Here is a 20,742-nt window from a genome sequence, read left to right on the forward strand (position 1 = left end):
GGGCGAGCCGAGCAGACCGCCGCCGGGACCGCCAGCGTCCGTCCGTGCGTCAAGGCCGTCTTGACGTGGCGGCCCCGACGGCGGCCCGCTCCCACAAGGGCTGGGTCGACGGCGACGGGATGGCGAGGTTCCGCTGGCTGGGTCAATGCCTCACCAACACGCATGCGACACGGGGCGGGTCGAGCATCCACCCGGCCCCCCAGCTATTGATGGGGTCGCCAGATCTTGTCGGCGGCTGCGGGGGTGGCGGCTGCGTCGATCGTTTGGGCGAGGGCCGTCAGAGTGGGTCGAGGCGGCGCTTGAGCAGGCAGAACTCGTTGCCTTCTGGATCGGCGAGGACGTGCCAGGACGCATCCGCAGGCTGACCGATGTCGACGAGTTTGGCCCCGGCGGCCAGGAGGCGCTCGAGCTCGGCGTCCTGATCGCGGTCGGTGGGGTTGACGTCGATGTGCAGCCGGGCATGCCCGTTCTTCGGCTCGTCGTTGCGGATGAGGAAGATCGTCGGCTGCGGGCCGCCGAACCCTTCGCGCGGACCTATCTCGATGTAGACCCCCTCTTCGCGATCGAGCTCTATGAAGTCCAAGACCTCGCACCAGAACCGCGCCAGCACCTCGGGGTCGCGGCACTTGAGCACGAGCTCACTGATACGGCATGCCATTGACGAAACCTACTCTCAGCATGGTAACTGGCGGGGCGGCCGCACGCGGATCTCATGGGCTCCCTGCAGTGCGAACAAGCTCGCGATCGTACTGGGCGAGGCGAGCGGGGCTGGACGAGGGTGCCCGTCGGGCTGAGCCCTGACGGTCGTCAGTCAGCAGGAAGTCAGCGAGACGCGCGACAACAGCCGTCAACCGTTGGTACGGCACAGCAAAGTCCCCGACGACAACACCAGTCGTCGGCATTGATCAGTAAGCATCAACTGTGTGGAGCCGCCTTTACTCGGCTGGTCATCCTCACGCACGGGCAGGTCGGCCGGTATAAAGCCAACTTCCGGTTCCGGTTCACCGACTGCGCGTGCGACCCCAGCTGGTACTACGAGGATTGGACGGTGCATGTCAGCAACGGCAATGTTGTACACGACCGGTTTCTGACCGGCGAGCCGGACCGCGATGTCGACAACCGTGTCCATCTTTACGGCGGCCCCGCGCGCCAAGGTAACCGCTAGCAGCCGCCCAGCACACGCGGCCAACAACTCCTCGCCTTCAACACGATCAGAGCACTGCCGCCCCGCGCGCACGATTGGCGGCATGAGTGGGTGTCGGCTCAGCCGGCTGGGGATCCCCACCTCGCGGTCATGGCAGCGACACGCGTGGTCACCGCGTCTGGATCGACGAGTTGGTGCAGATGTCCGCCGGGCACCTCGGCTACGCCCCAGCCGCGCATGCACGACTCCTGCGCCATGCGGTCGTACGGCGACCCAAACAGCAGATACCCGCATGGCCGATGGTCCCAGCCGGCGGGGACAGGAATCTGCTGCTCGTGGTAGCTGAATGGGAGCCGGGGCTGCTCGGCCGAGACGGCCCACCTGGTCTGCGGATCCAGGAACAGCAGTGCGACGTCGTCCTCGTCCCACCACGTCGTCCACTGCGGCAGCCGGCCCCGCGTGACCGTCGTCCGCAGGTAGGCCAGTCGCTCGGGCGATGCGGGCGGGCGTGGGTCCGGTCCGCGAGGGCAGACTGGCATCGACGAAGAGACACCCGACGACCGAACGCCGCACCGTCTGCACGAGAACCGGAACCAGCAGGCCGGCATTGCTGTGCGCGACCAGCACGATCGGCCGGCTTCGCGGTAGATGGGAGACGCTCTCGTTGATAGTCGCGCCGACTCGCGGCCAGAACGGCGGGTCGTCTACGCCGACCACGTCGATCAGCGACGGCACCACCGTCTCCGCACCTAATGCTGCGAGCCGGGCCGCCATGGGAGTCCACGTCCGCGGGCCCAGACACAGGCTGTGCACCAGCACGAACACGGGCTTCACCCGTTCAGCATCAACGACGCCGCCTCCCGTCCGCTACCCGAGCCGTCATGGCGCAGGGAACAGGATCACACCCACAACTCTCCCCGGCACGCCGCGCCCGCTCGTCGGCACGACCTGGCAGCGCCGGACGTGCGTTCCGTCGCAGACGGATGCTGAAGACTTCAGGAAGTTGTCCTTGTAGGACGATCTGAGGAATGCCGTCGAGGGGCACGATTGCTCCAGGTGAGATGCGAGGCTGAGCAGGTGACCTACCCGCTTGCGCGCCGCGTCTACGACACCTGCCATCTCACCGGACGGTTCCGTCTGCGATCTGGGCAGGTCAGCGAGGAGTACTTCGACAAGTACCTGTTCGAAGGACAACCAGATCTGTTGCGCGAGGTCGCCGAAGCGATGGTCGCCTTACTGCCGGACTGCGATGTGCTGGCGGGGATGGAGATGGGCGGCATCCCTCTCGCCACGGTGATGTCACAGCTGACGGGATTGCCCACAGTTTTCGTGCGGAAGCACGCCAAGGAGTACGGCACCAGTAAGGCCGCCGAGGGCGGTCCCGTGGATGGCCGCCGCGTCGTACTGATAGAGGACGTCGTGACCACCGGAGGAGCACTACTGGCATCGTGCGGACAGCTGCGGTCCATCGGCGCCCAACTGGAGACGGTGGTCTGCGCCATCGACCGCGAACAGGGTGGTCGTGAGAATCTGGCGGCCGAGGCGCTACAACTTCGCTCCGCCCTCACCCGGCGCGACTTGGTAGCTTCCCTGATGGCGTGACAGCTTTGGTGCCACCCGACCAGCGGCAGATCAGGATGTCGGCGGTGGTCGGCGGTGACGACAAGGCCCAAAGTCGGGTCGGCACATGTACGGCTGGGATGATCGTGGCCATGTGGTGGGAGTCGCGGTGACGGCTACGTCGGATCGTGCAATGGCGCCGGTACACGGTTCGTTGGCGGTCTATCCCGGTACGTTCGATCCGTTCACCCCGGGGCACCGCGACCTGGTGGCCCGTGCCCGGGTGATTTTCGACCAGATCATCGTGTTGTTGGCGGTGAACGCCGACAAGCGACCAACCGCCGCAGGCACGACCAGGGCCGCACGCGTGCGTGACGCCATGCCGGCAGCCTGGGGCAATGTCGAGGTGGACACCTGGACCGGCCTGACCACCGCCTACTGCCTGCGCCGCGGCGCCACGGTCATCGTCCGCGGCCTACGTACGGCCGCGGACCTTCGCCACGAGTACCAGCTCGCTGCGATGAACGAGCAACTCGGCATTCAGACCGTCTGGTTGCCGTCCCGTCCGCAGCTGGCAGCCACGTCGTCAACGGTCGCACGCGCCTACCGCTCGGCACAGTCGGCTCGTCCGTCGCATAACGCTGAGGAGTGACGCCCGGTTGGCGGCATGACAGCGCATGTGACCTTGGGGCAGCAGTGCCAGGTAGCGCCGCGCCCGGCGGACCGCACGGCACCGCCGCTTCTGGCAGGATCCGTCGGATGCGCAGACTGATGGTGCTCCTTGTCGTGATGGCTGTTGCCGGCTGCGGCGACGGTGACGCGACCGAGACGGGAGCCACCGAACAGTTCACCCAGGGCGGCGTCAGTATGCAGCCGACGGTCAAGGCCGGCCAGGTTGTCACCGCACGGACAGTCACCGGCACGTATGAGGCACGGCGCGGCGATGTCGTCCTGATCCGTTCCCCCGGCGGTCTCTGGGGTGACCGTAAGGCGCCGCTGCTCAAACGCGTCGTCGCGGTCGGCGGCGAAACCATCGCCTGCTGCGATACCTCGGGCAAGGTGACGGTCGACGGTAAGCCGCTGGCCGAGCCGTATGTGGCTGAGGACGCGTCGCTCGACGAGCCGCCGCACCCGAACTACTGCGGGCCGCGCCGGTTCGCCGCGGTTACCGTGCCGGCCGACTCCATCTTCGTCATGGGCGATAGCCGCGCCCGGTCGAACGACTCCCGGTGTGCCGGGCCGGTGCCGGTATCGTCGGTCTTCGCCGTAATGGTCGACTGACCAGGGCGCACCTGACACTTGCCACGGACGTACCGAGGTGGCCGACGGTAAGCGCTCGGACGGCGGCAGAAGAGCGCGCCCGCTAGTGGCGCCGTTCGGCCGGCCAGGACCCGAGGCGGGGTATTTCTTGACTCTCGACCCGGTCGAGGGCTGACCCTTCCTGGGTGACGTCTGAAGAGCGCGACCAACGATCAGTCCCTCTCGCGATTGACCTGGAGATGCTACGGCCGGTACTGCGCGGCGGCTGGGGAGCGGATACCTGCGACCCGCACGATGTGCAGGATTGGCACGCCGGCAACGCAGCCCGTGGTCAATGCGGGGTGACTGCCTTGATCATTCAGGACCTGCTCGGCGGAGAGCTGATCCTCGGCGAGGTCCTCGCCGGAGACGCCAAGGTCGGCTACCACTACTGGAATCGATTGGCCGACGGCCGCGAGGTCGACCTGACAGCTGACCAGTTCCAGCCATCGGAAGTCGTTGTCGGCGGTCAAGTCCAGCAACGCCCGCCGGGCCCACCTCGGCGATGCCGCCAGCAGTACGAGATCCTGCGGGACCGCGTCTTCGCAGCCCTCTACGGCGGCGATCCAACGCAATCGACGCAACAGTGACGGCCGGCGAACAGGCCGAGCGCACGAACGGCGGCAGATGTGCGCAGTCGCTGGTCAGTTGACGGTCACGATGACCTTTCCGAGGGCGCGTCCCTCTCCGACGTGGGCCAACGCCTCGGGCACCTCGTCGAGGGTGAAGGATCGGTCGATGTGGATGGCGAGGTTGCCCGTGGCGCAGAGGTCGGCCACCGGTTCGAAGTGGGTCGGCCCTTCCTTGACGGCGAGCACGCCCAGCCGGCGGTGTGTGAGTCGGCCGGCCGCCGCACCGATCGTCAGTATGCGCAGCAGCGCCGAGACCGATCCGCCGACGCACCGGTAACGGCCGCCGGGGGTCAGTGCCCGGCGGTAGGCGAACACCGACCGGTGCGCGACCAGATCGAGGATGAGGTCGTACGGGCCGCTGCGGGTGAAGTCCTGGCTGCGGTAGTCGATCACCTTGTCCGCGCCGACCGACCGCATGAAGTCGAGCTTGCCGGCGTTGTCGACACCGGTCACCTGGGCGCCGAGTCGCTTGGCGAGCTGAATCGCGAATGAGCCCGATCCTCCGCCGGCACCGTTGATCAGGACCCGTTTCCCGGCTGCGGCGCCTTTGGTCCCCTGCCACGCGATTACGCCCGCCTGCGGGATCGCCGAGGCCTCGGCGAAGGTAAGGGCGGCGGGCTTGCGGGCCAGAACCGACTCGGGAGCGATCGCGTACTCGGCGAAACCGCCCTTGAGCATGAGGTTGTCGCCGTACACCTCGTCACCGGGTCGCAACCGGGTGACGGCCGGGCCCACCGCCTCGACCCATCCGGCGATGTCCGAGCCGAGTGTCCGGCGCGCCGGTAAGCGCAGCCCACCGATGCGCGAATACAGTGGTGAGCCTTGCAGGGTCTCCCAATCGCTCAGGTTGACCGAGGTCGCCGCAACCTTGACGAGCACCTGCCGGGCAGTGGGAGACGGCTTGGGGACGTTCTCGATCCGCAACACATCCGGGGGCCCGTACCTGTCGTACACGATCGCTCTCATCCGCGTACCCCTAGCCCTTCGTGGAAATAGCCCAGCCGCAGTACGTCCAAGGCCAACAGGCTACGGCTTCTTGGTAGCACACAGAGACGAGCGACTGACGACGGCTTGGAGCCAGGGCCGGACAGCGACGCCGACGGCTTCATTGTTCAGTGGGGCCGGTACAGCTGGCACGACCAGCTCCCCAGCCTGAGCTTCACCCGACAGTTCGCCGTCGACGTGCGGGAAACCTGGACCGAGACCGACTGGTACCAGCCAGAATGCTGGCAGGTGAGCCTGGACCTGGTATTCCCAGACGCACCCGCGCTCGCCGATCTCGACCGGCTCAACGTGGAGAACACCGGGTTCGACTTCACTCCACCCGGCCCCGAACGAGACTATGCGATCGGTGAAGCGGAGTGGGAAGTGCAGCACTACCCCACACTGCAAGCACTGTGGGCGGGCACCCCCTTGCACAGCGCCGTCACGCTGGACCGTGCAGACTGATCACCCGAGCGCCGCAGCCACACCCGGATACGGGCGCCGGTCGGTCACTTCCGGCTGACAAGTGCTCCGCAGACCGCGCGTGGTCTGCGGAGCCAGACGAGTGCAGTTGTCGGAGGGTATCGTCGCCGGGATGTCGCTACCTGATCTGGTTCCGATAGCGCACGAACCGGGATACCACACCGACAGGGTAGGGCGATACGCCGACGGCCAGTTCTACGCTGGGATACACGGCGCGCATCGCGATGATGACCATGAGCCGGATCCGGACCGGGAACGGATACGCTGGTACGCCTACCTGCACCTGTTCGACGTCGACGGCCGCCACCGCCGGTCTGACATCTCGCTGGTGGCCACCGCCCCGTATCTACGAGGTGAGCTTGGTGACCAGGCCGAGGCGCGCTTGGCTGGCCTGCTCGATCAGCTACCTGAACGGCAGTACGGCGACATCGCCATCCAGCTGTTTCGCGTGGTCCATGACGGTGTCACGTTCGGCTTGATTGACGAGTCTGACGCTGAGCGAGGCGACTGGGTCGAGTTGTACCCAGACCGCCTCGGGTTCACAGAACCGTGGGACGGGCTCTACAGCACCTGATCGCCGAGCACGGCATCGCGTAGCAGGTCAACTCCAGTCGCTCGACGCACACTCACATCGGCATTATGGGGCGTTCCATAAGAGCGTGACCCGTGCCCGCAGCATCGGGTTGAATACCGTGGTGATCACGATGGAAGCGGTCATCGAGGTTCCCGCGGTTGCCGGCGCGTCGCCACCGCCGTGGCCGGTGGAAGCGATGGCGCCCGGTTCGTCGTTGGTGCTCAACGCCGGTTGTGCCGATGACCGGGTCGGGCTGTTCGTGGCCGCGCTCGCTGGTCGGATTCAGGTTCAGCCTCCTGGCGGCCGCGATGAGGTCGTGAACGCGCTGCTGGCTGAGGAGTTCCTCATTGCTGCCGGCGGCCTGCAGGTTCGCGACAGCACCATCGGGACGGTGGTGACGCCGGGCTGCTGTGCCGGGCTGGAGGACTGGCGCCACTGGGCCCGGGTGTTGATCGGTGACTCGCCGTGGCTGGGACATGACCCGGGTCCGGAGGTCGAGGTCGTCAGCGACGATCTGCGGGTGTGGCAGGACGGCGGCCCGAACCGGTATCGCGGCCGGTGGGCCGGAGTCCACGTCGACCTGCCACACCGTGCGCTACCCGGACTGCTGAGCGGTGCGCAGCGGGACCTGGTCGGCTTCCTCGATGCCCTCACCCGATGGGCCACGCGAGTCGGACTGCAGCAGCGAGGGACCGCTCTGGTTGAAGCGATCGACAAGAACTTCGCGATCACGGCGCCGTTGGACGTACAGCCTCTCCGATAGCGCTGTCATCGGCAGGTCCGGATGGCGAGCGGCAGCTCCAGCCGTCACGCTGCGTGCCGCGCGGATCGCGGCAGATCCGCGCACCTGACCTTGGTTCAGACGGTGACAGTCTCAAGGGCGGATCTCTGCCGAGGGCCCTCGACCGGGCTCGGGCTGCTTCGCGCAGTGAGCGGTCAGGGTGTGGACGCCTGCCGCACCTGCTCGAAGTGAAACTCGCAAATGAAACAGTCTCGTGGTTGGCCGACCGCGAAAAGCACGCAGTCGATGACCGATCGCGCGGTGAGGTCGCTGTTTACCTGTCGGGGCCCGTCCTGAACGAAGTCCGGCGGAAACAGTGAGATTACCCGGATCCCTTCTGGCCGGAGCCGGTGCGACAGGATCTCAGCGAGGCCGGCGTGGGCATGCTTAGCGGCGTAGAACGCGGGATGTGCACCCGAGCGGCGGTGCCCCACCTCGCCGCATGCGGAGATCATGTTGACGATGTCGGGCCGCGACGATGCCCGTAGCAGCGGCAGTAGATTTTTGGTCAACAACATGGTGCCGGTCCCGCCCGCAGCCATCACGCTTTCGATCTTGTCGTCAGAGACGTCTCCCAGGTCGTCACCTTCGATGTATGGGGCACCATTGTTGATCAGCACATCGAGGTGCTTCGTCCGTTCGGCCACGGCAGCGGCGAACGCCCGCACCGACTCCGGTACGGCGAGGTCGCAGTGAAATGCATCAGCCCGACCTGGCCCCCGCTGGCTGATCGCATCCGCAACATTCTCGGCCGCAGCCAGGTCGCGGGCCGAGAGGAAGATCTGTGCACCGCGCTCGGCGAAGGCTTCGGCCAGTAGTCGTCCGGTGTCACGTGCGGCACCGGTGATGGCGACGCGCAGGCCGTCAAGATTCATGGCCGAAGTGAATCATCTGAACTCTGGTTGAGGTCAACAGGAACTAGCCAAGATCGGACATCCGCTCTTCGGCATGATGGGACGCCCAAGCCGGCAACCTTCGACTACAGCCAGTGACGGGCCCTTCAGCGACCGGCGGGCGCGGTCGGCGGCAGATGTGCGCGTTGGGGATGACCCCGTGAAGCTGCGGATGAGCGGGATGTTTGCTCGGTCCGGACGGGATGCGAGGCTGAACGCGTGGCTTGCCGATCGACGTACACGTGGACAACCCCTGGCGGCTTGGTACGCACCTTGGACGCGTCGGTGTATCTGAAGACCGGCGAAAGCGCGCTGGAGTGTCACGGAACTGGGCTCACCCTGCAGCAGGTCGATGACATCCTCGCCCAGGTGGAGATTGTCGCCGGGTTTCTCGGCTCGTACGCCCCGCACGCCCGCCAGTCCATGAGCCGGCGCGACGCCCGCCCGCCGGTGACGCCCGTATGAGCTTGGTGTCGGCGTTCGTACCGATCTGGATCCTTATCGCGGTCGGCTACGCGGCCTGTCGTTGGGGCCTGCTGGGCGAGGCGGTGGCGTCGGTGCTCGGCCGGTTCGTGTTCCATCTTGCGATGCCGTCCGCCCTGTTCCTAGCCCTGTCCCGAATGCCGCTTTCCGGGTTCGCCGGCCGCTCGCTGCTCGCCTTTGGGGTGAGCACGGCCGCGGTCGTCGGGTTCGGGTGGGTCGGCGCGAGCTGGCTGTTCGGTCGTAAGCCCGGCGAACGGCCGATCTGGGGCATGGCCGCCGGGTACGTAAACTCGGCGAACCTCGGCTTCCCGATCGCAACGCAGGTTCTCGGCAACGTGTCGTTCCTGGCGGAGGTCGTGCTGCTGCAGGTGCTGGTGGTGACGCCGGTGATCCTGGTCGCCCTGGACCGGCACAGCGACCCGGGCGGGCGGGTACGGGTCCGCCGTATCGCCTCCCTGCCGGTACGCAACCCGGTGATGCTGGCGTCGCTTCTCGGTGTCGCGTGCTCGGCTGCCGGCCTGCATCTGCCGTCGGCGGCCGGCGCGTCGCTCACCCTGCTGTCGGGCGCCGCGGTTCCGGCCGCCCTGGTCGCGCTCGGCGCGTCGCTGCACCGCACGGCGCCGTCGCGGGCAGAGCCGGCCGAGCTGGCCGAACTGGCCGTGATCACCGCGCTGAAGCTCGTCGCACAGCCGGTCATCGCGTACGCGGCCGGGCTGGCCTTGCACCTATCCGCGCCGCAGTTGCTCGCCGTGGTGGTGTGCGCGGGCCTGCCGACAGCGCAGAACACGTTCATCTTCGGCCAGGAGTACGGCGTCGGCGAGGCGGTGGCCAACCGGGCGGTGGTGGTGACCACGACGCTGTCGCTGGCCACCCTGGCCGCGGCGGCGGCGCTGCTCGGGTAGGTCCGTCAGCTGACTCGTCCAGCAATCATGGTGAGTCACGCCGACCATGGCGCTGGCGGCCAGGTCTGCAGCCACGATCATCGTCTGATGATGCGGCGGGCGATCTCGATGCCGTACTGACCGTGAGAGTGTACGGGCGGCTGGTGCGCCATGTCGGCGGCAGATGAGTGCGTTCATCTGAGGATTGGTTGCGGAGCAGGCTGGAGGGGCGACGCTTCATCCGGCTCGATCACCCGTCGCTGATCTGTGCCAACATCTCGGACATCGGTACCGGCCGGCGGGACACCGTGCTGAGATCCTTGCCTTCACGGGTCCACAGTGGTGGCCAAGTGTGGATAGCTTGGTCGAGCCCGCAGGCCGCAACCTCATCGGTCCATCCGGACCAGCGCACCTCCTCGTAGAAGCCGGTGACGCCTCCGCCCAGCATCGCCGCCAACCACTGGCCGTAGCCGATCTCACAGTCCTCCCAGCGCAGGGTGTCCGGGGCGAAGTACCGGATTGTCGGTGTCGCTTCGGCCGGGGCCACCCAGGTGAACTGCCCGCCCAAGACGTCTTGTGCCACAACGATTCCGCCGCCGATGCCTTCGTTGATCTCACCGAGACTCGCCAGACGGCGCTGCTTGTTGCCCGATCCCAGGACACGAAGCCAACCGTGATCGATCACTAGGCCACCGCAACGGTGGACCACGGCGCCCAGCCAAGAACGGCTGGTCACCTGCAACCGCAGCAGCTCCGCGTCGGCCTGGCGCGCATCGGCGGCCAGCACCTCCACCGGATATGGCGCAGCGGCTACAGCCGCCTCCACCTCCGGCCACGCCGGATCATCGCTCTCGACTAGCTCGATCAACGGACGCACGCGCGGACCCTATCTCGGCCCAGATCGCCGCACACCATTCGGCAGTTCAGGACGCCGACAACGCCAGCACGGCGTTACAGGCTGTCGCGACCGGCAACGCGCGGCGCGCACGGACGGCGGCAGAAGAGGCCGTCGCCGAACGTAGCATCAGATTCGGTTGGCGCAGCCGACACACGTACGGGCTGACGGGCGTGCGGCAAGCCGCTCAGCAGGACTGCTCGTGCTTGGAATCAAGGTGGCCGCGTCGACCGCCGGGGTGGTCAAGAGCCCGGAAACGGGTTTGCCGAACCGCCTGCTCTGCGGCCGCCTCTGATGACCGGCGGGCGCCACGTCCGGCAGACGGTGCTGGTGGTCCTGCGTTACTCGGAAAGATGGATCGGCACGCTGGTGATGACGATCCCGGGAAGGTGGCGCAGGGCTCGCCGGAGCCGCTGGGGCGTACGGCTGTGCAGCAGCTCGTGCCAGCGGTGCCGGATCACGATCTCGGGCAGCACCACGGTGAGCGAGATGTCTGGCCGCAGCGTGTGCAGTGTGGCGAAATAATGCGCCAGCGGCGGAATGATCGCCCGGTACGGCGAGACGATGATCTCCAGGCGCAGATGGTCACCCCAGTTCTCCCACTGCTCCCGGAACCGGTCGGCCTCCTCCTCGTCGGGGCTGATGTGTACGGCGAACGCCGTCGACCCGAGCGAGGCGGCGTACGCCAGAGCGCGCAGCGCGGCCAGGTCGAACCGGGCGACCGGCACGACGACCAGATGCCGTACCTCCTGCGGGCTCTCCTCGGTTTCCTGTGTGGCGGCGTTCCCGGTTGCGCCGTTGGCTGGCTGAGCGGGCGTCGGGACCAGTCGCTTCCGGGCGGTGGTCGCCGGCGGATGCAGCCGCAACGCGCGTTCCACGGTGTTGTAGTGACGGCGGATCCCCAGGGCCAGCAGGATGATGGCCGGCACGACGATCACCACCACCCAGGCGCCCGCGGCGAACTTGGTGATCGCGGCGGTGAGCATCACTAGGGCGCACAGCAGCGAACCCACCCCGTTGACCGCCTGCCGCCGGCGCCAGTGCCGCCCCCGCACCCGCCGCCAGTGCACCACCATGCCGGCCTGCGACAGGCTGAAGGCCAGGAAGACGCCGACCGCGAAGAGCGGGATAAGCGACTGCGTCTTGCCGCCGAAGGCGAAGAAGATCAGTCCCGCCCCGACGGACAGGGCGATGATGCCGTTGCTGAACGCGAGCCGGTCACCCATGTGCAGGAAGCGGCGGGGTGCGTAGCCGTCCCGGGCCATGAAAAACAGCAGCCGCGGAAAGTCGTTGTACGCCGTGTTGGCGGCAAACAGCAGGATGAGCGCAGTGGCGGCCTGGATGATGACGTACCACGGGCCGGTCGGGAATGTCCGGTGGGCCAGCTGGGAGAGCACGGTCTCTTCCGGCCTGGGCACCACCCCGTCGAGGTGGATCAGCACCATCAGCCCGGCGAACATCACGATCAGCAAGCTGACCATCCAGGTCAACGTCGTACGGGCGTTGCGCCACTCCGGCGCACGAAAGGCGGGTACGGCGTTGGACACCGCCTCGATGCCGGTCATCGAGGTCGCCCCGGAGGAGAAGGCGCGCAGCACGAGAAGCAGGCTCAACCCCTCGACGGCGGGGACCGGGGGTGGGGGGGTCGGGGTGAAACCGCGTCCCGCCACCTGCGCCAGTCCGACGCCGAGCAGCAGGACCATAGCGCCAAGGAAGAGGTACGTCGGTGCGGCGAAGATGGTTCCCGCCGCGCGTACGCCCCGCAGGTTACCGGCGAGCAGGACCGCGATCATCAGCAGTCCGAGCGGCACGGTCAGCGGGGTGAGCGCCGGCAGGGCCGAGGTGACCGCGTGTATGCCGGCCGACACGGAGACCGAGACCGTGAGGATGTAGTCCATCATCAGCCCGGCTGCCGCGGCCAGGCCGCTCCGCCGACCTAGGTTGTCGCTGGCCACGATGTAGGAGCCGGCCCCGTGCGGGTAGGCGGGGATGGTCTGCCGGTAGGAGAGCCCGACGACGATCATCAGCACCACCAGCGCGGCGGCGATCGGCAACGACAGGCCCAACGCGGAGCTGCCCGCGAGCGCGAGGATGGTCAGCATCGCCTCCGGGCCGTACGCCACCGAGGAGAGCAGGTCCGAGGAGAGCACTGGCAGGGCGACGAGTTTGCGCATCCGTTCGTACAGAAGGGCGGCGCTGGTCAGGGGCGGGCCCAGGACGACCCGCCTTACCCGGGCCAGCGCCCGCCCCAGCCTCGACTCGGGTATGCCGGCCCGCACGGTCGCCACCAGCTCGTCCGGCTTCTCCGCCCGGAACATCTCGATCGGGGCGAGGCGGCCGAAGCGGGTCGGGGTCGGCGTGGGCGGGTACCGGCCGAGTGTGGGGTCCAATGGCAGCTCGGTCTGCCGCGGTCGCCGGTCCCGGAACGCTGATCCCCAACGCTGGCCGATCTCGCGAAGGACGTTCACCTCGTCGGCGGTCAGCGGTGGATATTCTGCCAACGGGCTGAGCGTGACGCTGGGTCGGGCGGTCGGCTCGGGGCGTCCTCCGCCGCGGCCGCTCCCGCCCTGCTCGCCCATGCACGCCCGCCCCCTTCGACCCCGTCCGCGCGGGCTCAGCCCCATCCCGCACTTTCCTGGAAAGAGGGGTTGTCGGCACCCGGAATAGCCACATTTTCCGGGAGAGAGGCGGTCAGGGCGGCAGCGGACCGGCGTCCGGCGGCGGGGGGGACCGGCTCGGCGGGCCGACCGCTCGCGACCTGCCCACTCGACGACTTGGATCTCGTCTGCATCGAACCGCTGCCCTTTTACGCGTGCCAGAGGTCGGGTCAACCGGCGCGGGACGGACCGGCACTGCGCGACCGGCCGGCTCCAGGCACTCGACCTTCGACCTCGGTGAGGTTGAAGGTCGAGACGTGGCGAGGTCTCCGTGGTGAGCGGTCAGCAGTAGCGAGCGGGGCCGGTGGGGTCAGGTCCCGCTGGCTGATCCTGGACGTGATCACGTCTGATTCCGGGTAGCGGCGGTAGGCCTAGCCTTCACCCGGCTCGGGGTGTCGCGGGCGAAGGCGGTGCAGCTGTTCCGTTACCGACCAGCCGCCTGTCAGGCACCACAGCGCGATGACGGGGTCGCAGATGGCGCAGCCGTGCGACGAGCCGGGCACGAACGGGATGATCGGGGCTCCCTTCCGGTGGTGGAGGACATCCCAGGCGGTGTGCAGCAGCCAGCCGATGCCGATCCATGTCCAGGACCTCAGTCCCCGCCATGCGACGTAGACCATCAGGGCGACGAAGGGGAACTCCCATGCCCCGAGACCACCGCCGCTGAGGTACGCCGCTCCGGCACCGCCCACCATGATTGCGTTGACGTGGCGGCGGTGCGGCTCGCGGATCAGCGCGTTGAGGCTCACGTACAGGGCGCCGAGGAGCAGGGGCACGAGGATGGTCATGGCGGTCGAATCTAGGGCCGGGCCGGTGTCCCTGACAGGGGGCGGCGAGCCGACGGTCGACGGATTCGCGCCAGGATGGTTCCCATGCACGATGTGGTGGTACTCGCCTATGACGGTGTCGTCCCGTTCGACCTGGCCGTGCCGGTGGAGGTGTTCGGTCGGGTGCGGCTGGCCGACGGCCGTCCGGCCTATCGGGTCCGCGTCTGTGCGGCCACGGACGAGGTACACGCCGGCGCGGTCGACATTCGGGTGCCGCACGATCTCACTGCGCTGGCCGAGGCCGGGACGGTTGTCGTACCGGGAATGGCCGACCTCGGCGAGGCGGTGAACGTCGGGATACTGGAAGCTCTTTCCGCCACTGCGGCCCGGCTGGTGTCGATCTGCACGGGTGCTTTTCTGTTGGCCGCCGCCGGGCGGCTCGACGGTCGCCGGGCCACCACCCACTGGGCCGCCGCAGCCGAGCTCGCCCGCCGCTGGCCCGACGTCACCGTCGACCCCGAGGTGCTGTTCGTCGAGGACGGACCCGTGCTCACCTCCGCGGGCGCGGCGGCCGGACTCGACCTGTGCCTGCACATTGTGCGCAGCGACCACGGCGCCGCGATCGCGGCCGAGACCGCGCGGAGCTGCGTCATGCCGCTGGAGCGCGCGGGAGGCCAGGCACAGTTCATCGCACACGAGCCGCCCCCGCCGGCCGAGAACGGTCTGCAACCGCTGTTGGCCTGGCTGACCGACAACCTGCACCGTCCGCTCACCCTGGCCGACATCGCCGCGCACGCCGCGATGAGCACCCGATCTCTCAGTCGGCACTTTCGACACCAGACCGGCACCACGCCACTGCGGTGGCTGAACCGGCAGCGGATCCGCCGCGCGCAGCAACTGCTGGAACGCACCGACCAGCCAGTGGAACGTGTCGGGACGCTCGTCGGCTTCGCCTCACCGACGGCGTTCCGTGAGTCCTTCCGCCAGGTCGTCGGTGTACCGCCCCGCGTCTACCGCGCCGCCTTCCGACCCGCCGAGCGGCGACAATCGCGGGTGGCGCAAGGCGGGTCACCACGGTCCACCGTCTTTGACCGTTCCCGGAAGGAGAGCGCCGCGGCTTCTGGTGAATGCGGGTGAACGGTCGTTTCTAATGCAGCGAGCGGTTCGCTCCCGGCTCCGCGATTGCGCGCTGGCGTACCCAGTCGAGGAAGCCTGGCGCAGCGGTACGGGCGAGGTCGCGGTTCGCGGCCGCCAGATGCCGTGCTGGGTGCAGTCCGGGCGGTCACTGGGCAGGAGGCCCGACGCTCGTACAGCGAGGGTGTGGTCACCTCTGATCTGGGCGCCATCGGTTTGGCGCAACTCGGCTTGGCTCAGGTCCCGAGAGGGAGCGATGTCTCGGCTGGCGGCGCGGCAGCGAGCGCTGCGGAAGTAATCCGACGCTGGGGAACCTGACCTGATCATGGCCGCCGTGCACACCTGGTATCCGGCGAAGTTCGGCGGCGACCGGGTGGCGCCGCTGCGCACCATCGCCGACGCGGTCGCCACCTGGCCCGAGTACGCAACTGCCGTGGCCGTACGCCTCGACGCGCATGACCAGATCACGGTATGCGCGCCGCACGGCCTCGACGACCTGCTCGACGGGGTGTGGCGGCGCAACCTGACCAGGGCCAGCCCGGAGATCTCGCGGCAACGACTCGCCCGCCACCGCCCCACCGAACGCTGGCCCGGTGTCCGCGTCGTGACGTGAGCCGGCGTCCGAAGCCCGCTGCCCGGGTCGACCTGCTGATCGCAGGGTGCCATCGTCGCGGCATGAGAGCGCGATACCTCCAGAGGTTCGCTTCGTTTGCACTTGCGGCATGCTGGTCCGGTGTTTGCCAACGACGTAGTCGCAGCCCTTGCAAAGTGGTCGCCGTGGCTACCCTTCCACGATGCGGCTGTCTCGGCGCCGCGTCTCCCAGGCGTGTACCTCGCTCGGCAAGGGGCAGCAGGCGGTCTCGTCTACGTGGGCATGGCCGGCGAGCGTCGTGGCCAAGGACTTCGAGGACGGCTCACGGTGTACCGCCGTGGGAAGGCAGCGGTCAGTGGGCTGGGAGAAGCCGTCCTGGATCGGGCCCTTGCCGATGCCACCTTCGTGCAGGAGCACCTTGAGCAGCTCATCGGCGGCCAGCCCAAGCGCGCGGCGGCTTGGGCGCAAGACGCCTTGCAGTGGGCCGACCTGCATATCAGATGGGCTGTGACGGAGGACCGGCAAGCTGCAGTGACACTCGAGCGAGCAGTCCTGGACGCGTCGGCCGCGTCACCGCTTTGGAACCGAGCACGATAGCGATTCCTCATCGCGGCATCCCAAGCCTATCCCGAGCGGACAGCGGCAGATCCGCGCTCGTGATCATGACGGCGCAGGTGGTTAGGGTCGGGGTGCTGCGGCACGTCGGTGATGGAACAGGGCGAGTTGGTGGTGGACCGCGGCCGTGACGCGGTCGTGGTCTTCGGTGGCCAGCAGGTCGAGCAGGGCGCCTCTGAGTATGGCGAGGGCAAGGGTGCGGCGGGCGGCGCCCTTCTCGCTGCCCCTCTCGCGCGGGGGCTGGCATGCGGCGAGGACGGCAAGCCAGTCCCTCACCGTGGTGGCGGCGAAGCCACCCCACACTCCGTCGGGTTCGATCAGGGAGCGGGTGTACGCCTCGGCCCACAGCCTCAGCAACTGCCGATGCTCATCGGCGGCGAGCCACGCCCAGAGGCGCTCGATGGCGGCGGCTAGGCCGATGGCCGTCGTGTTGCTCGGCTCTTGGATGTGGTCGAGCATCGCAAGTTCGTCGATGCGGGCGCGTGCCAGCAACTCTCGCAACAGGCCGTCCTTGTTCCCGAACAGGAACATGAGCACCCGGGGGCTGGAGCCGATCGCCGCAGCCAGCGGGCGTAGTGACAGGTCGGCCAGGCCGTGCGTGAGCGAGTACCGATAGGCGGCTTCCAGCAGTTCGATCTTCCGCGCGGACGCGAATGTCGTCTCCTCGAACACGGGCGTAGCCTACCCTCCACTGAAACAGTCGTGTCAGTACCCTTGGGAGGGGTTCATGATGGCGCAGCTGAACCAGCCGCCGGCGAACGTGACCGTGCGCCGAGCCGACCACCCCGGCGACCTGGGCTGGGTGGTGATGGCCCATGGTGAGATCTACGACCGGCAGTTCGGATGGAACATCGACTTCGAGGCGCTGGTAGCCAGAATCGTCGCCGACTTCGCCATCGGCCACGACCCGGCTCGCGAAGCGGCCTGGATCGCCGAAGTCGACGGCGAACGGGCCGGATGCGTCTTTCTGGTCTCGGGCGACGAACCCGAAACGGCCAAGCTGCGTATCCTGCTGGTCACTCCGACCTCCCGCGGCCTCGGCATCGGCACCCGCCTGGTCGACGAATGCCTCACCTTCGCCCGCAACGCCCACTACCGACGGGTCGTCCTATGGACCAACGACGTGCTCGTGTCCGCACGCAGGATCTACCAGGCCTTCGGGTTCACCCTCACCGACGAGGAACCACACCGCAGCTTCGGCCACGACCTCGTCGGCCAGACCTGGACCCTCGAACTGGACCATCCAAGCTCAATCGTCAGGTAAGAGCCGACATCCGCTCATCGGCACGTCCGGATGCAGGCACCCGTGATCCGGTTACCTTCCGTGACGAGCGCTTCGCGGCATGAGCGTGCTTCGTTGGTAGGGTCGCTGCGGCATGGAAGGCGGGCCTCGGGTGGGAAATTGGCGGCGGTTCGAGCGGGTCCAGGACGGTGCCTGTGAGTTCTGGCAGATTCGTCAGGAAGGCATCCGCTGCCACATCAGCTGGGGCCGTGACGGTAGCCGTCGTGGCGGGTCGACGACCGTGGCACTGCTGGATGAGCGTCACGCGAAGTCGCACGTCGAGAAGAAGATCATGGGGCAGCTTCGCAAGGGTTTCCTTGAGGTGGCCGGCCTACCTGCACCGATCGGCGACCCGGACGCGCTCGTGGTAAAGACCATTGCCGACGCGGAAGCGAAGCCGGCTTACGGGCTTCCCCGACCGCAGTATCGGCCCGTGGAGGGGTTCCGTGACGTGGTTTGCCACGCGCGAATCTATCCGGCGTCTCCGGGTAGGGGGTTCTACCACTACCTGGTTTTGCGTGACGAAGGCCGCAGCGCTCTCGCGTTCAACGTTCGCGAATCGTCGCATCGGCCGGAGGCCGTCGCGGGGTTCCTGGAGACGGTCGTTACCGTTCGCGACCTGCCCTTCGACGGGCGATCGCACCACAAGATCGCCCTTGCCCGTCCAGTAGGGCCGTTCAGCCACGCGCTGCTTTGCTCGCCCGCGCTGGGTCAAGCCGCCGTCGGGTACCCGACGATTGCGGCCAGGGTGGCCACCGCTTTCCCGATCTATGACTGCGAGATCGGCGACGCTGATGCGGAGGTCCTCGTTGACGCCCGGATCCGCGGGCATGGGGCATTGCCGTACAGCGACTGGGCCCGTCGACCGCATCCGGTCGTCGACCTGCGCTTCGATATCCAGGGCCCCTACCCCGAGCGCGATCGCACGTTCAAGGTGTACCAACGTGTCCGCCTGGACACCCTGGTGCCCAAGCTCGCGGCAGCTGCACCCGACAGCTGGCTGGAAGTCCGGTCCTTTCGCGGTGACGTCCGCCGGTTGACCCCAACCAATCTCGCTGCGCCCAGTGACCTAGACAGATTCCTGCTCGACTCCCACCCTGCGAAATAGCTGCCCCGGCGGGACTAGCAAGGCCCTCATCTCGGCAGTTCCGGACACCGATCGGCAGCGTCCGAGGTCACCTTGCGTAACGCGCGGATCGCGGCAGATCCGGGCACTCGCTTATCGCGGCTTCGATGCGCTACCCGGGTCCTGAGCGGGCTGCGAGTCGGGTATACGCCGGGGTCGACGAGTCGGCCGGACGTTCACGATGTCGTTCAGCGTGGATAGTCAGAAGGTCGGGGCAGGGAACGGCGGTCAGGCGGTGAAGAAGCGGTGCAGTGCGGGCGCGACGACCGCCGGGGAGGCTACGTGTCCCTGGCCGGCGAACGTCTGGCGCACCGCGTTCGGGAGGAGCGCGGCAACGGCGTCCGCCGCGGGGGCGAAGAAGCCGTTGTGCTCGCCGGTGGCGATCAGCGCCGGCTGGGTGACCGTCGCGATGCGGTCGGCCGGCGGCGGGCCGTACAGGGCGGCGTCATTGGCCAGCGTCGGGGCGAGGGTTTCCAGGCCCGGCCAGTACGGCGACTGGCGGGCGCGCTCGAGGTCGGTCTCGGACGAGCCGGCGAGCCTCATGAACAGCGCCACCGCGTCGCCGCGCCGGTCCGCCGCGAGGGCCGCGGCGAGGCGCTGCCGATACTCGTCGTAGTGGGGCGCAGAGTCGGGGTCCGGGTCGTACGGGACGTCGTACACCGCCAGCTTGTCGATCGGCAGCCCAGCCGCGGCGGCCTCCAAGGCGAACATTCCGCCGGACGAGACGCCGTACACGAAAACGGGTGGGCCGGCCTCGGCGATAAGCGCCGCGATGTCCTCGATCTCCCGCTGCACCGCGTACGGTGCGGTGTCTCCGCTGCCGGCGCGGCCACGGCGGGCGTAGTTGTAGACGGTGAAGTGCTCGGCTAGCGCCGGGACAAGCGGGGCGTTCTCGGAGCCGTCGTCCAGGCCCCCACCAACCAGGACCAGCGCCGGCCCGGTGCCCTGCCGCTCGTACACGATCGACGTGCCGTCTTTCGAGATCACCTTCACGATGCCTCCTCGTGTCGGCCGTGCCACATCGGCGCCGGATCCAGGACGCCGCCAGCCCAGGACGGACGATCCGCGCGGCGACGGTACGTCATCACGACTATCCAGAGCTCGTATCATGCCAGCGGACACCTTGCTGGGCGCTCATCGGCACGTCCGGATGCAGGCACCCGTGATCCGGTTACCTTCCGTGACGAGCGCTTCGCGGCAGATGCGTGCGTTCGTCGTCCGGGAAGTCGCGCGGCACCGGCGTCAGCTCAGGGAAGGTCGGGAGCTGCGTGCTCGGCCACGAAACGCTCGCCCGTTTCGTCGTCGACCAGCGAGTTGTCGACCAGCCATTCAACCGCCCGCCGCCTTGCGCGCACGTCGCGGAAGGCGTACCACGCCGGCAGCAGGTGCGGATACTCCTCGTGCAACTCGTTCTTGAACCGGCGGAAGGCCCCCTTGCCCTGGATAGCCCGCGCCAGTCTGCGGCCGGCCGCCGCGTCACTGATCCCCTTGGCGAAGTCGACCATGTCCTGATACCAGACGTAGGACGGCAGCGGGTCGATGCCGACCAGGTCAAGGTCCTCAAGGTCGACGGGCGTTTGTCCGTCGATGCCGCCGTCCGTCGTCCAGACCACGATCTCACCGGTCTGCGGGTTGATCAGCCATCGGTGCTCGTAGTCGGTCTGGTCCTCGAGCGCGGTGGCGATCTCCTCCAGGTCTAGCCTGCTCAGGTCAAGCATCCCGCCACCATAAACCCGCTTCCATCCGCGCTTCGACCAGCGACAGCGCGACCATCGGCAGTTGAGGATGACCTGGCTGGGGGAGGTGTGGCGATCAGTCGTAACCGTCTCCTCGTGATCGGCGGAAGTAGGAAACCGTCGTTACGGCTAGTGCCTCGTCTTTGAACGTTGATCGTGTAATCCGTCGGTTCTGAGGACTCGTCCGGCAGGCTGTCTCTCATCGTTCACGGTGGGAGGTGGTG

At 67.9% G+C, this 20,742-nt stretch carries 22 protein-coding genes; 13 read left to right on the plus strand and 9 right to left on the minus strand.

Features of this window, described 5'->3' with window-relative positions:
• Nucleotides 1–277: 277 nt before the first annotated feature.
• Nucleotides 278–658 (minus strand): VOC family protein, encoded by a 381-nt coding sequence (locus AB0K07_RS29510; protein ID WP_363760472.1) that lies wholly within the window; start codon nucleotides 656–658, stop codon nucleotides 278–280.
• A 1,563-nt stretch (nucleotides 659–2,221) separates the two neighbouring features.
• On the opposite strand from AB0K07_RS29510, the gene pyrE reads away from it, so the two are divergent.
• The 4 genes from pyrE (at nucleotide 2,222) to AB0K07_RS29530 (ending at nucleotide 4,593) form a co-directional block, all read left to right on the plus strand.
• Complete coding sequence (pyrE, locus tag AB0K07_RS29515; RefSeq protein WP_363760475.1) at nucleotides 2,222–2,746, plus strand: orotate phosphoribosyltransferase; 525 nt, start codon at nucleotides 2,222–2,224, stop codon at nucleotides 2,744–2,746.
• Nucleotides 2,747–2,831: 85 nt separating this feature from the next.
• Nucleotides 2,832–3,356 carry a pantetheine-phosphate adenylyltransferase gene (coaD, locus tag AB0K07_RS29520; RefSeq protein WP_363760478.1) on the plus strand — a complete coding sequence of 175 codons (525 nt, stop codon included), beginning with the start codon at nucleotides 2,832–2,834 and terminating at the stop codon, nucleotides 3,354–3,356.
• A gap of 107 nt (nucleotides 3,357–3,463) precedes the next feature.
• The gene (gene lepB / locus AB0K07_RS29525; RefSeq protein ID WP_363760481.1) at nucleotides 3,464–3,985 is read left to right on the plus strand and encodes a signal peptidase I; all 522 of its coding nucleotides are present in this window, start codon (nucleotides 3,464–3,466) and stop codon (nucleotides 3,983–3,985) included.
• Between the two features lie 164 nt (nucleotides 3,986–4,149).
• A complete protein-coding gene (locus tag AB0K07_RS29530; protein WP_363760484.1) occupies nucleotides 4,150–4,593 on the plus strand; it encodes a hypothetical protein in 444 nt (147 codons plus the stop codon).
• Nucleotides 4,594–4,647: 54 nt separating this feature from the next.
• Here AB0K07_RS29530 and AB0K07_RS29535 read toward each other — a convergent pair whose 3' ends face one another.
• On the minus strand, nucleotides 4,648–5,601 hold the full coding sequence (locus AB0K07_RS29535; RefSeq protein WP_363760487.1) for an NAD(P)-dependent alcohol dehydrogenase: 954 nt from the start codon (nucleotides 5,599–5,601) through the stop codon (nucleotides 4,648–4,650).
• A 105-nt stretch (nucleotides 5,602–5,706) separates the two neighbouring features.
• Between AB0K07_RS29535 and AB0K07_RS29540 the strand changes: the two genes are divergently transcribed.
• The 3 genes from AB0K07_RS29540 (at nucleotide 5,707) to AB0K07_RS29550 (ending at nucleotide 7,439) form a co-directional block, all read left to right on the plus strand.
• Complete coding sequence (locus AB0K07_RS29540; RefSeq protein WP_363760490.1) at nucleotides 5,707–6,084, plus strand: hypothetical protein; 378 nt, start codon at nucleotides 5,707–5,709, stop codon at nucleotides 6,082–6,084.
• Between the two features lie 100 nt (nucleotides 6,085–6,184).
• Complete coding sequence (locus AB0K07_RS29545; RefSeq protein ID WP_363760493.1) at nucleotides 6,185–6,676, plus strand: hypothetical protein; 492 nt, start codon at nucleotides 6,185–6,187, stop codon at nucleotides 6,674–6,676.
• Between the two features lie 85 nt (nucleotides 6,677–6,761).
• The gene (locus AB0K07_RS29550; RefSeq protein ID WP_363760496.1) at nucleotides 6,762–7,439 is read left to right on the plus strand and encodes a hypothetical protein; all 678 of its coding nucleotides are present in this window, start codon (nucleotides 6,762–6,764) and stop codon (nucleotides 7,437–7,439) included.
• A 173-nt stretch (nucleotides 7,440–7,612) separates the two neighbouring features.
• Here the strand turns inward: AB0K07_RS29550 and AB0K07_RS29555 are convergent, their stop codons facing one another.
• Entirely contained in the window at nucleotides 7,613–8,332 is a 720-nt protein-coding gene (locus AB0K07_RS29555; protein WP_363760499.1) for an SDR family oxidoreductase, read from the minus strand.
• 303 nt (nucleotides 8,333–8,635) lie between these two features.
• Here AB0K07_RS29555 and AB0K07_RS29560 point away from each other — a divergent pair, with 303 nt between their 5' ends.
• Nucleotides 8,636–8,815, plus strand: a complete 180-nt coding sequence (locus AB0K07_RS29560) for a hypothetical protein (RefSeq protein WP_363760502.1) — start codon at nucleotides 8,636–8,638, stop codon at nucleotides 8,813–8,815.
• Nucleotides 8,812–9,735, plus strand: a complete 924-nt coding sequence (locus AB0K07_RS29565) for an AEC family transporter (protein ID WP_363760505.1) — start codon at nucleotides 8,812–8,814, stop codon at nucleotides 9,733–9,735. The genes AB0K07_RS29560 and AB0K07_RS29565 overlap by 4 nt, the downstream gene beginning before the upstream one ends.
• Before the next feature lie 229 nt (nucleotides 9,736–9,964).
• On the opposite strand, the gene AB0K07_RS29570 is transcribed toward AB0K07_RS29565, so the two are convergent.
• The 3 genes from AB0K07_RS29570 to AB0K07_RS29580 all read right to left on the minus strand — a co-directional run bounded on the left by AB0K07_RS29570 (nucleotide 9,965) and on the right by AB0K07_RS29580 (nucleotide 14,054).
• Entirely contained in the window at nucleotides 9,965–10,591 is a 627-nt protein-coding gene (locus AB0K07_RS29570) for a DUF2625 family protein (protein WP_363760508.1), read from the minus strand.
• Nucleotides 10,592–10,950: 359 nt separating this feature from the next.
• Nucleotides 10,951–13,110, minus strand: a complete 2,160-nt coding sequence (locus AB0K07_RS29575; RefSeq protein ID WP_363760511.1) for an APC family permease — start codon at nucleotides 13,108–13,110, stop codon at nucleotides 10,951–10,953.
• 527 nt (nucleotides 13,111–13,637) lie between these two features.
• Nucleotides 13,638–14,054, minus strand: a complete 417-nt coding sequence (locus AB0K07_RS29580) for a DUF6010 family protein (protein WP_363760515.1) — start codon at nucleotides 14,052–14,054, stop codon at nucleotides 13,638–13,640.
• An 84-nt stretch (nucleotides 14,055–14,138) separates the two neighbouring features.
• Here AB0K07_RS29580 and AB0K07_RS29585 point away from each other — a divergent pair, with 84 nt between their 5' ends.
• On the plus strand, nucleotides 14,139–15,170 hold the full coding sequence (locus tag AB0K07_RS29585) for a helix-turn-helix domain-containing protein (RefSeq protein WP_363760518.1): 1,032 nt from the start codon (nucleotides 14,139–14,141) through the stop codon (nucleotides 15,168–15,170).
• 322 nt (nucleotides 15,171–15,492) lie between these two features.
• Nucleotides 15,493–15,780, plus strand: a complete 288-nt coding sequence (locus AB0K07_RS29590) for a nucleotidyltransferase family protein (protein WP_363760521.1) — start codon at nucleotides 15,493–15,495, stop codon at nucleotides 15,778–15,780.
• Between the two features lie 657 nt (nucleotides 15,781–16,437).
• Here the strand turns inward: AB0K07_RS29590 and AB0K07_RS29595 are convergent.
• Nucleotides 16,438–17,046, minus strand: coding sequence for a TetR/AcrR family transcriptional regulator (locus AB0K07_RS29595; protein WP_363760524.1), 609 nt, complete (start codon nucleotides 17,044–17,046; stop codon nucleotides 16,438–16,440).
• 55 nt (nucleotides 17,047–17,101) lie between these two features.
• Here AB0K07_RS29595 and AB0K07_RS29600 point away from each other — a divergent pair, with 55 nt between their 5' ends.
• Both AB0K07_RS29600 and AB0K07_RS29605 read left to right on the plus strand, forming a co-directional pair.
• The gene (locus AB0K07_RS29600) at nucleotides 17,102–17,638 is read left to right on the plus strand and encodes a GNAT family N-acetyltransferase (protein WP_363760527.1); all 537 of its coding nucleotides are present in this window, start codon (nucleotides 17,102–17,104) and stop codon (nucleotides 17,636–17,638) included.
• Nucleotides 17,639–17,750: 112 nt separating this feature from the next.
• Complete coding sequence (locus AB0K07_RS29605) at nucleotides 17,751–18,764, plus strand: WGR domain-containing protein (protein WP_363760530.1); 1,014 nt, start codon at nucleotides 17,751–17,753, stop codon at nucleotides 18,762–18,764.
• A 246-nt stretch (nucleotides 18,765–19,010) separates the two neighbouring features.
• Here the strand turns inward: AB0K07_RS29605 and AB0K07_RS29610 are convergent, their stop codons facing one another.
• Both AB0K07_RS29610 and AB0K07_RS29615 read right to left on the minus strand, forming a co-directional pair.
• Entirely contained in the window at nucleotides 19,011–19,775 is a 765-nt protein-coding gene (locus AB0K07_RS29610) for an alpha/beta hydrolase (RefSeq protein WP_363760533.1), read from the minus strand.
• Nucleotides 19,776–20,029: 254 nt separating this feature from the next.
• The gene (locus AB0K07_RS29615; RefSeq protein WP_363760536.1) at nucleotides 20,030–20,500 is read right to left on the minus strand and encodes a UPF0158 family protein; all 471 of its coding nucleotides are present in this window, start codon (nucleotides 20,498–20,500) and stop codon (nucleotides 20,030–20,032) included.
• Nucleotides 20,501–20,742 lie beyond the last annotated feature (242 nt).

The sequence above is a fragment of the Micromonospora sp. NPDC049301 genome (assembly GCF_040678715.1).
Classification (GTDB): domain Bacteria; phylum Actinomycetota; class Actinomycetes; order Mycobacteriales; family Micromonosporaceae; genus Micromonospora.